9 protein-coding genes are annotated in these 10637 nt (G+C 71.0%); all 9 read right to left on the reverse strand.

Annotated elements, in window-relative coordinates:
• Positions 1–8 precede the first annotated feature (8 nt).
• The 9 genes from ilvC to AB5J50_RS27780 all read right to left on the reverse strand — a co-directional run bounded on the left by ilvC (position 9) and on the right by AB5J50_RS27780 (position 10526).
• Positions 9–1010, reverse strand: coding sequence for a ketol-acid reductoisomerase (ilvC, locus tag AB5J50_RS27740; RefSeq protein ID WP_369260970.1), 1002 nt, complete (start codon positions 1008–1010; stop codon positions 9–11).
• Positions 1011–1091: 81 nt separating this feature from the next.
• Positions 1092–1664 carry an acetolactate synthase small subunit gene (ilvN, locus tag AB5J50_RS27745; RefSeq protein ID WP_327430526.1) on the reverse strand — a complete coding sequence of 191 codons (573 nt, stop codon included), beginning with the start codon at positions 1662–1664 and terminating at the stop codon, positions 1092–1094.
• Between the two features lie 14 nt (positions 1665–1678).
• Positions 1679–3565: an acetolactate synthase large subunit gene (locus tag AB5J50_RS27750; protein ID WP_369260971.1), complete on the reverse strand. Its 1887-nt coding sequence runs from the start codon at positions 3563–3565 to the stop codon at positions 1679–1681.
• 147 nt (positions 3566–3712) lie between these two features.
• Positions 3713–4543: a 4'-phosphopantetheinyl transferase superfamily protein gene (locus tag AB5J50_RS27755; RefSeq protein WP_369260972.1), complete on the reverse strand. Its 831-nt coding sequence runs from the start codon at positions 4541–4543 to the stop codon at positions 3713–3715.
• A gap of 43 nt (positions 4544–4586) precedes the next feature.
• Positions 4587–5912 (reverse strand): MFS transporter, encoded by a 1326-nt coding sequence (locus AB5J50_RS27760; RefSeq protein ID WP_369260973.1) that lies wholly within the window; start codon positions 5910–5912, stop codon positions 4587–4589.
• Positions 5909–7363, reverse strand: a complete 1455-nt coding sequence (gene argH, locus AB5J50_RS27765; protein WP_369260974.1) for an argininosuccinate lyase — start codon at positions 7361–7363, stop codon at positions 5909–5911. The genes AB5J50_RS27760 and argH overlap by 4 nt, the downstream gene beginning before the upstream one ends.
• Positions 7360–8622 carry an ATP-grasp domain-containing protein gene (locus AB5J50_RS27770; protein WP_369260975.1) on the reverse strand — a complete coding sequence of 421 codons (1263 nt, stop codon included), beginning with the start codon at positions 8620–8622 and terminating at the stop codon, positions 7360–7362. The genes argH and AB5J50_RS27770 overlap by 4 nt, the downstream gene beginning before the upstream one ends.
• Positions 8619–9668, reverse strand: coding sequence for a cysteine synthase family protein (locus AB5J50_RS27775; RefSeq protein WP_327430532.1), 1050 nt, complete (start codon positions 9666–9668; stop codon positions 8619–8621). The genes AB5J50_RS27770 and AB5J50_RS27775 overlap by 4 nt, the downstream gene beginning before the upstream one ends.
• 12 nt (positions 9669–9680) lie before the next feature.
• Entirely contained in the window at positions 9681–10526 is an 846-nt protein-coding gene (locus AB5J50_RS27780; RefSeq protein WP_369260976.1) for a kinase, read from the reverse strand.
• Positions 10527–10637: the final 111 nt, after the last annotated feature.

Below are 10637 nucleotides of genomic sequence, written 5' to 3' on the forward strand. Positions count from 1 at the left end.
CCCGGAGGTCACGCCTCGTCGTTCACCCACGACATGAGCTTGCGGAGCTCCTTGCCGGTGGTCTCCAGGAGGCTCTTCTCGTCCTGGCTCTTGTACTCGTTGTACTTCTTCAGACCGCCGTGGTACTCGGCCATCCACTCACGGGCGAACGTCCCGTCCTGGATCTCGGCGAGGACCTTCTTCATCTCGGCCTTGGTGGCGTCCGTGATGATGCGGGGACCGGTGACGTAGTCGCCCCACTCGGCGGTCTCGGAGACCGACCAGCGCATCTTCTCCAGGCCGCCCTCGTACATGAGGTCGACGATGAGCTTCAGCTCGTGCAGGCACTCGAAGTACGCGATCTCCGGCTGGTAACCCGCCTCGGTCAGTGTCTCGAAGCCCGCCTTGACCAGCGCGGCCGTACCACCACAGAGGATGGCCTGCTCACCGAACAGGTCGGTCTCGGTCTCCTCGGTGAAGGTCGTCTTGATGACGCCGGCGCGGGTGCCGCCGATGCCCTTGGCGTACGACAGCGCCAGCGCGAAGGCGTTGCCCGTCGCGTCCTGCTCGACGGCCGCGATGCACGGAACGCCGCGGCCCTCCTCGTACTGGCGGCGGACGAGGTGGCCCGGGCCCTTCGGGGCGACCATGGCGACGTCGACACCGGCCGGGGGCTTGATGAAGCCGAAGCGGATGTTCAGGCCGTGGCCGAAGAACAGCGCGTCGCCGTCGTTGAGGTGCGGGGCGATGTGCTCCTCGTAGACCTGGGCCTGGATCGGGTCCGGAACGAGGATCATGATGACGTCGGCCTCGGCGGCGGCCTCCGACGGTGTCACCACGCGCAGGCCCTGTTCCTCGGCTTTCGCCTTGGACTTGGAGCCCTCGTGCAGACCGACGCGGACGTCGGCACCCGAGTCGCGCAGCGACAGCGCGTGGGCGTGGCCCTGGCTGCCGTAGCCGATGACCGCGACCTTGCGGCCCTGGATGATGGACAGGTCGGCGTCGGCGTCGTAGAACAGCTCGGCGGGCATGAGGGTTTCTCCTTGTAATCGGTAACTGGGTTGCTGGTAGCTGCTGTTATTGAGGGCTGGTGACTTCTGAGGGAGCTCGCGTTACGCGCTCTGCGCCTGCGCCGCGGACGCGTTCGCCGTCGCCGTCAGGCGGAACGGGCGGGTGTCCCGTACGCCGCGTTCGGCCAGGGAGCGGGAGCCGCGGCCGATGGCTATCGCGCCGGACTGGACGAGTTCCTTGATGCCGAAGGGGGCCAGCATCCGGAGCATCGCGTCGAGTTTGTCGGCGGCGCCGGTGGCTTCCAGGGTGACGGCCTCGGGGGAGACGTCGACCGTCTTCGCGCGGAACAGCTCGGCGATCTGGACGATCTGGGAGCGGGTCTCGTTGCCGGCGCGGACCTTCACCAGGACCAGTTCGCGCTGTACCGCCGCGTCCGCCTCCAGCTCGACGACCTTGAGGACGTTGATGAGCTTGTTGAGCTGCTTGGTCACCTGCTCCAGGGACAGCGCGTCGTCGACCCTGACCACGATGGTGACGCGGGAGAGGTCGGGGTGCTCGGTGGTGCCGACGGCGAGCGAGTCGATGTTGAAGCCGCGGCGCGAGAACAGGGCGGCGATCCGGGCGAGGATGCCGGGGGTGTTCTCGACCAGGACGGAGAGTGTGTGCTGGGACATGTCAGTGGGTCCTCTCAGTCGTCCGCGGAGTCGCCGAAGTCGGGGCGGACGTCGCGGGCGGCCATGATGTCGTCGTTGGAAGTGCCGGCAGGGACCATCGGCCACACCATCGCGTCCTCGTGGACGATGAAGTCCACCACCACAGGGCGGTCGGTGATCGAGTTGGCCTTGTCGATGACCGCGTCCAGTTCCTCCGGGGTCTCGCAGCGCAGGCCCACGCAGCCCATCGCCTCGGAGAGCAGGACGAAGTCCGGGACGCGGGTGCCGCGGTTGGCGGCGGAGCCCAGGCCCCGCGTCGAACCGGTCTCGGCGTTCGTCGCGCCGTCGTGCAGCACGGTGTTGGAGAACCGGGCGCCGTAGAAGAGGTTCTGCCACTGGCGGACCATGCCGAGGGCGCCGTTGTTGATGATGGCGACCTTGATCGGGATGTTGTTCAGGGCGCAGGTGGTGAGTTCCTGGTTGGTCATCTGGAAGCAGCCGTCGCCGTCGATCGCCCAGACGGTCCGGTCCGGCCGGCCGGCCTTGGCGCCCATCGCGGCCGGGACCGCGTAGCCCATCGTTCCGGCGCCGCCCGAGTTGAACCAGGTGCCCGGCTCCTCGTGCGGGAGGAACTGCGCCGCCCACATCTGGTGCTGGCCGACGCCGGACGCGAACAGCGTGCCCTCGGGAGCGAGTTGGCCGATGCGCTCGATGACCAGCTGCGGGGAGAGGGTGCCGTCCGCGGGCAGGTCGTAGCCGCGCGGGTAGGTGGTGCGCCAGCGGTTGAGGTCCCGCCACCAGTTCGCGTAGTCACCCCGGTGGCCGTCCTCGTGCTCCGCGTGCACCGCTGCCGTCAGCGCGGCGATGACCTCGCGCGCGTCCCCGACGATCGGCACGTTCGCGAACCGGTTCTTGCCGATCTCGGCCGGGTCGATGTCGGCGTGCACGACCTTGGCGTACGGGGCGAAGGTGTCCAGCTTGCCGGTGACACGGTCGTCGAAGCGGGCGCCGAGGGCGACGATCAGATCGGCCTTCTGCAGTGCGGTGACGGCGGCCACGTCGCCGTGCATGCCCGGCATGCCCACGTGCTGCGGGTGGCTGCCGGGGAACGCGCCGAGTGCCATCAGGGTGGTGACCACGGGAGCGCCGGTCAGCTCGGCGAGGATCCGCAGCTCGTCGGTGGCCTTGGCCTTGAGGACGCCGCCGCCGACGTAGAGCACGGGGCGCTCGGACTGGTTCAGCAGCTTGGCCGCCTCGGCGATCCGGCGGGGGTGCGGCCGGGTCACCGGGCGGTAGCCGGGCAGGTCCGCGCGGGGCGGCCAGCTGAAGGTGGTCTGTTCCTGGAGGGCGTCCTTGGTGATGTCGACCAGGACCGGGCCGGGGCGGCCGGTGGCGGCGATGTGGAAGGCCTCCGCGATCGTCTTCGGGATGTCCGCGGCCCTGGTGATCAGGAAGTTGTGCTTGGTGATCGGCATGGTGATGCCGACGATGTCCGCCTCCTGGAAGGCGTCCGTGCCGATCGACTTGGAGGGAACCTGCCCGGTGATCGCCACGAGCGGCACCGAGTCCATGTGGGCGTCGGCGATCGGCGTCACCAGGTTGGTGGCGCCCGGTCCCGAGGTCGCCATGCAGACGCCGACCTTGCCGGTGGCCTGCGCGTAACCGGTGGCCGCGTGACCCGCGCCCTGCTCGTGCCGGACGAGCACATGCCGTACCCGCTCGGAGTCCATCAGCGGGTCGTACGCCGGCAGGATGCAACCGCCGGGAATGCCGAACACGGTGTCCGCGCCCACCTCTTCGAGCGAGCGGACGAGGGACTGCGCGCCCGTGACGTGCTCGACGGCGACGGAGGAACGCTCGGTGGTGCGGGTCCGCACCTGCGGGAGGCGGGCCGCGGGGGCCTCTTGCACAGCGTTTGACATCGTCAGTTCCCAAGGGATGTAGGGGAGTTGGGGTTTTCGGGGAATCGTCCTCGTGATCAGTGGCCGCGCGGCGGCGGCCTAGTGGCGCGTGCCCTCGGCCGGCCGGGTGATCACCAAGTCGGTGCACCCGGTCGGCCCCGGGGCGGATCAGGGCGGGGTCCTTGCCGTCTGGAGGGCGTCGTGCGGCGTTCGTACGACGTCCGGACCGGAGGGCAGTTCCAGACCGGAGAGTTCGGTCGTGTACTGCACGACGTCCAGGACGGAGAGCCTGCTGATGGTGGGAGCGGTGACGTTCAGTTCACCGCGCACCGCCACCGCCGCCGCGTAGCCCCGGTCCACCGGAACGTCCAGCAGGGTCCAGCCGGAAGGCGGATACGGGCCCTGCGGGCCCCCCGAGCCGACATAGTCGAGCGAGGGGTCGCGGCCCAGACCCGAGCCGAGGCCCTTGAGGTAAGCCTCTTTGCGGGTCCACAGGCGGGCCAGTGCACGCGGGCGCAATTCCGGTGCCAGCGCGTCCAGTTCCGCCTGTTCATCCACGTGCAGCATCGAGGCCAGTTCGGCGGTGGCCGTCTGGTCCGACACCAGGTCCACGTCGACTCCGATCGGAGCGACGGCCGTACCGACGAGCGCCAGGTCGCCCCGGTGGGACAGCGAGAAGAACAACTCGCGGCCCGCACCGAGAACGGTCGGGCGGCCGTGCGGTCCGCCGCAGCAGGGACAGGTGTCCCGGCCGAAGTGGATCTCCTCGGGACGCAGACTCAAATACGTTCCGAGCAGCCGGCGTAGTGCGACATGCGCGGCCGTGAACCGGGTTCGGTCGGCCGCGTGCATGAGGGCGGCGGCGCGCTGACGCTCGGTCGCGTCGAGCACCGCCTCGTCCAGGATGCCGGCGGGGACATCCGAGACCCTCAGGAGCCAGAGGTCCAGTGAGCCAGGGGGTGGCAGCTCACGAACGACCCACGGCAGGGTTGTTTCCACGGGGTCTCTCCTGTTCTTACTCAGGTGACAAGCCGGTCGGGCCTCATGCTGTGCGGGGCTCGACCGTCAGGTCGCGTCCGCCCGACGGGTCGGGTGCGGAAGGCAGGTCGCGCCTGCCGCGCATCGGCCCGATCAGGAGAATCAGGGGGGTCACCGCCAGGCCGGCGGTCAGCATCCACAGCGTCGGCCGCAGGCCGAGCGCGGTGCCGAGTGCGCCGCCGAGCAGTGAACCGAAGGGGATGGCACCGAAGTTGGCCACCGAGATGCAGGAAGTGACGCGGCCGAGGAGCTGCGGCGGGCAGTAGCGCTGCCGGAAGGCTCCCTGGATCACGTTGGCCAGCACCACGCCCAGGGCGAGGAGTGCGCTGCCGATCGCCAGGGTCACCAGCTGCCAGCCCTCCCCCGCCATCGGAATGAGCAGGCCGAAGGGAGCGGTGAACAGTGTGGCGAGCTGCAGTCCGCGCGCGGTTCCGTGCCGGTCGGCGATGCGTTTGGCGAGGGTGGCGCCCAGGAGTCCGCCGATGCTGCTGGAGGCCAGCAGCCAGCCGACCGCGCCTTCCGCCACCATCAGCTGCCGGATCATGAAAACCGGCAGGATGGCCTGGTACGCCGTCAGGAGCAGGTTGGTGACGGTGCCGTACCCCGTCAGGATGCGCAGGTAGGGGTCCTTCACCGTGTACTGGAGGCCCTCCTTGATGTCCTGGCGCAGCGGGGCGCGCTCCTTGGGCTGCTCGGGGCGGGGTTCCTCGGCGCGGATGCGGGACAGGCACAGGGCCGAGAAGAGGAACGTCAGCGCGTTGACCAGCAGTCCTGAGGCCGCGCCGAACGCCCCGGCGAGGAGGCCGCCGCCGCCCAGACCCGCGACCTGCGCCACCGACTCACTGCCCTGAAGCTTGGCGTTGGCCTCTTGGAGGTCCTTCCGCTCGACTATGGAGGGCACGTACACCTTGTAGGAGATGCCGAAGAACACCGCCGCCAGGCCGTTGAGCAGGGCGACGATCAGCATCTGGGTCATGGTGAGGACGTCGAGCCAGGCGGCTATGGGCACGCTGGCCAGGAGGAGCAGCGAGCCCACGTTGCAGGCCAGCATGAGGGGTCTGCGCCGCATGCGGTCCACCCAGGCGCCGGCCGGCAGGCCGATCAGCAGCCAGGGCAGCCAGGGCGCGGCGGCCAGCACACTCACGGCGAACGTGCTGGCGTTGAGCGTCACCACCGCCACCAGCGGCATCGCGACGGTGGTGATGTTGATGCCGACACGGTTGGTTGTCTCGCCTAGCCACAGCAGGCGGAAGTCGCGCTGGTGCAGCAGGCCGCCGCGTTTGGGTTTCACGGTGATCTCCGGGGGTGGTTCGAGCGTCGGGGCAGTCATGTAAGTACCGCCTTCTGAACGGCTTCGGTGAGAAGCGATTCGGCGCCCGACCAGCGGATCCGCCGGGCGACCAACTCAGTGTGAAGCACACCGAGTTGCGTGGTGAGGGGCGGTAGTCCATCGCTGCCCGGTCCGCCACCGTGGGCGCAGTCCCGGGCGACCCGGTCCGGGGCGAGATCGCCCGCGAAGTCGGAGGTGTCCGCGAGCGACCGGCCGGAGTCCAGTGCCGCCAGGACGGTCTCGCCCACCTGGTGGTGCGCCGCCCGGAACGGCGTGCCCTCCAGGACCAGGCGTTCCGCCAGGTACGTCGCCGAGGTGAACCCGTCGACGGCCCGCTGCTCCATCCGCTCCCGCTCCGGTTCCGTGCCCGCCACGACCAGGCGCAGCAGCGTGACCGCGTCGGTGGTGTCGCTCAGGCCCGGCCAGAGGTGGCGTACGGCCTCGGTGCCCACGGCGATGGCGTTGGTGTAGCCGCCGGTGGTCATCGCGGAGGCCGCGCTCATGAACGCGCCCAGGCTCGCGGTGGACCTGCCCTGGATGTGCTCCAGCAGGAACGGGTTGCGCTTCTGCGGCATCATCGAGCTCGAACCCACCAGCGTGTCGCCCACCCGCAGCAGCCCGGACTCCTCCGACGTCCAGGTGCTCAGATCGCGCGCGATGCGGGCCAGCGCGACGCCGAGCACGGCGGACGCGGACAGCAGCTGGAGGACGAAGTCCCGGGAGGCCACGGCGTCGACCGAGTTGGGCGCGGCCGAGGTGAAGCCGAGGAGTTCCGCCGTGCGGGCCGGGTCGATCGGCACGGAGGTGCCACCGATGGCGCCCGCGCCGAGCGGGTTGACGTCGATCTGCCGGCCCGCGTCGAGGAGCCCGCCGTACGCGCGCAGCACGGCGCCGGCGACACCCGCCAGGTAGTGCCCGTAGGTGATCGGCACGGCGGGCTGGCCGTGCGTGTACGCCGGCATCGTCACGCCCGCGTACTCCTCGGCCTTCGCCAGGAGCACCGCGGCGAGGGTGTCCACCGCGTCCAGCAGCGCCAGATAGGGGGTGCGGACCTTCAGCCGGGTGGTGGTGGCGTTGAGGTCGTTGCGGGAGCGGCCGGTGTGCAGGATGCCGCCGGTCTCGTCGCCCAGCTGCTCGATGAGATGGCCCTCGTACGCCAGGTACACGCCGCGCGGCATCGGCCTGCCGCGCACCGGACCGAAGTTCTGCTCGCGCAACTCCTCGATGGCCCGCAGCAGTTGCCCGGCACGAGCGGCGTCCACGATGCCGCGCTCGGTCAGCATGACCAGATGCGCCCGGTCCACCTCGCTGATGCACCGCAGCTCCGCACCGAGCCCGTCGTCCGCCGCGTCGTCCGGCAGGTACGAGGCGTAGACGATGCGGTGCGCCTCGGCGTCGAGGGCTGCCTTGAGCCGCCCGGTGTCGACACCGGATGCTGTCGCGGTTGTCATGCGAGGGCCTCCGTCGCGGTCAGGTGTGTGTACGACACGGCCTCGGCGAGCAGGGCGGCTCCCCGGTCGGCGGCCTCGGCGGCCGGGGCGGGGTGGTCGGCGACGGCGATGGTGTGGCCGATGCGGCCGCGGAAGTCCTCGGCGGGGCCCACGGGTTCGCCCGGGACGCGGTAGACGGCAGCTTCCACGACGTTCGGGACGGCGCGGGCGCGGGTGACGGCCTCGTCGAGCGCGCCGGCGTGGGTGAGGATGCCGTCGCGCTCGGCGGTCAGGAAGCGGATCGAGGCGCGGGCGTAGACGCCGCGCTCCAGTTCGGGAATCTCGCCGAGCGCGGACAGGACCTGGGCGAGGACCAGGTCGATACCGCAGGCCCTGCGCACGAGTTCGGGGATCATGCCGCCGGCGAGCCGCGGGTTGACCTCGATGACCTTGGCGCCGGTGCTCTCCAGGCGCAGCTCCACATGGGCCGCGCCCCAGCCGAGCCCGAGCGCCTCCACGGCGCGCACCGCGGTCTCCCGCAGCGCGCGTTCCGACCCGGCCGGCAGCGACGCCGGGACGTCGTGGCCGACCTCCACGAACACGGGGAGCGGACCGACGTGCTTGGCGACCGTCACCACCGCCTCCGTGCCGAACACCTCGACGGAGAACTCCGGTCCGCTCAGGTACTCCTCGACCAGGATCCGGCGCGGTGCCGCGACCCCCCGCTCGTTGACGGTGGCCGCCAGCAGCGTCCGGGCGTGCTCGGCCACCTCGCCGGCGTCCGCGCACAGCCGCACGCCGAGGCTCCCGGAGCCCTGCACCGGCTTCACCACCACCGGAAGCCCGAACTCCGCCGCGGCGACGACAGCGCCGGCGACCTCGTCGACGACCGCGAAGCCCGGCACCCCGACGCCCGCCCCGGCGAGGATCCGCCGCTGCTCGGCCTTGTCGCGGCAGGCCCGTACGGCCTCGGCGTCAGGGCCCGGCAGACCGAGCCGCGCGGCGACCGCGGCCGCGGTGGGGACGTAGTACTCGGAGCTGGTCAGCACACCGGCGATCGGTGCCTCGCCGGCCAGTTCGGAGACCGCCGCCCACAGCGCGGCCTCGTTCGCGGTGTCCACGGTGACGGTCCGCAGCCCGTCCTCGGCGACGTACGGATAGCGGCCCGGGTCCGCGCACAGCAGGACCGGCTCCACTCCGCGCTGGGCCGCGCGGCGCGCGAACAGCCGCCCCGTTCCGGTGGTGTTGCTCTCGATCAGGAGCAGTAGCCGCCCGCTCATGAGTCGACCTCCGGCATGACCACGTCGTCGAAGCCGCGGCGCGCCCACAGCAGCCGGGACCAGGCGGCGGTCGCGTCCAGCGGGTGCTCGACGGTGACCGGGCCGCCCGGGGCGGGCGCCGGGACGATGCCCTGGGCGCTCAGCCAGGCGTCGTTGTAGACCGTGGACTGGTAGCGGTAGCCCTCGTCCGGCAGCACCATCACCACGGTGCTCCCCGGGTTGTGCTCCGCCCACCAGGACGCCACCTGGAAGGAGGCTCCGCTGGTCGGTCCCATGAACAGGCCGTGCGCGCGGTAGAGGTCGTGCGTCGCGTGGAACGCCTCGGGGGCCGTCACCCAGTGGACCTCGTCGTACGCCGCGTGCTTGACGTTGCCCGGGTGGATGCTGCTGCCGAGCCCGCGCAGCGTCCGGGGCCCGTCGGGGGTGCCGAAGATGATGCTGCCGTGCGTGTCCACGCCGACCAGGTGCAGCGCCGGGTTGCCGGGCCGCAGCGACGCGGCGAGCCCGCCCGTCGAACCGCCCGAACCCACCGGGCCCACCAGGCAGTCGACGGAGCCGACGGTGTCGCCGATCAGGTCGGCGACGATGCTGTACGCGCCCGGGTTGTCGGGGTTGTCGTACTGGCCGGGGACGAAGGCGTCGGGCTGGAGCCGGCGCAGCTCCTCCACCCGGGCCAGGCGTGCGCCCTGGATGCCGCCGGGCTGGCCGGTGTGCTCGACGATCTCCACCGTCGTGCCGAGCATTTCGAGGCGGGTGCGCAGATCCCGGTCGATGGCCGAGTCGCCGACGATGGTCAGCGGGTAGCCGCGCAGCCCGCAGACCATGGCCAGGCCCAGGGCGAACGTCCCGGAGGAAGTCTCGATGACCGGGGTGCCCGGGGAGAGCAGCCCGGCGGCCTCGGCGCGGTCGATGATGTGGCGGGCGGGCAGCAGCTTCATCAGGCTGAAGGCCGCCGCGTAGAGGTTGTCGCTCACCTTGATGATGCGTGGGAGCTCGGTGGCCTCCACGATCGAGGAGTGAGCCTTCGGCAGAGTCGTCGTCGTCATGTCAGTCACCCGTCAGTCACCGGTCGTGTAGTTCCACTGCTCGTCGATACCGATCTCTTGCAGGAGGCGCTGGGCCAGCGCGGCGCGGGCGTCGACGTCCGGGTCGTCCCGGTCGAAGAGGAGGCCCGCGATGTCTCCGCTGTGCGCCGCCTGCACGCCCAGCGCGCCGGAGGTCCGGGCGATGTCCCGGATCCGGTCGAGCCCGGGTATCGGCAGATGGCGCTGATTGATCTCCGTACTCGCCGTCGCCACCGAACCCAGCAGCGCGACGTCCTTCATCTGGATGGCCTCCCGGAGCATGTCCCGCAGCCGGGCGAAGAGGTCGATCTCCTCCTGGCCGTAGCTCGCCGGCGCGAACGCCAGCGTGTCCACGCCCCGCCCGCCGCCCTCGGGGCGGGAGCCGAAGCCCAGCACCCGGACCGGCGGCATCCGGTAGCCGAAGTCCTCGATCACCGCGCCCTCGCGCTGGGCGAACAGCACGGTGGACTCCTCGAACATCAGGGAGTCGGAGGCGGTTTCGGCGCGCACGGCCAGCCGGGCCACCTCCTGCGGCGGCAACGGGCTGACGAACGCGTCCTTCACCGCCCAGATGGCGGCCAGCACATCGCTCGTCGACGAGCCGAACCCGCGGCACAGCGGCACATCCCCGGTCAGTTCCAGATGACCGCCCCACGGCCCGGCGTCCGGCGGCGTCACGGCCCGGACGGCGAGTTCCGCCGCGCGCCGCGCCTTGCCCTTCCACTCGGGTGAGACGGTGACCTCGGGACCGGGGGCGGGGATGAAGGTGGCTCTGGTCGTGTGGATGGTGCAGGGAAGGGTGACGAGACCCCTGGTGAGTCCTCCCTCACCGGTGAACACGCCTTGCAGAATCTCGCCGTGATGGACGGGGGCCGAAGCGACCCCGACACGCCAGTCGGAATGATCCACCATCATGTCCTTGACCTTCTGTTGCCGGTGAAGCCGTGACCT

The sequence above is a fragment of the Streptomyces sp. R35 genome, from assembly GCF_041053035.1.
Taxonomy (GTDB): domain Bacteria; phylum Actinomycetota; class Actinomycetes; order Streptomycetales; family Streptomycetaceae; genus Streptomyces; species Streptomyces lutosisoli.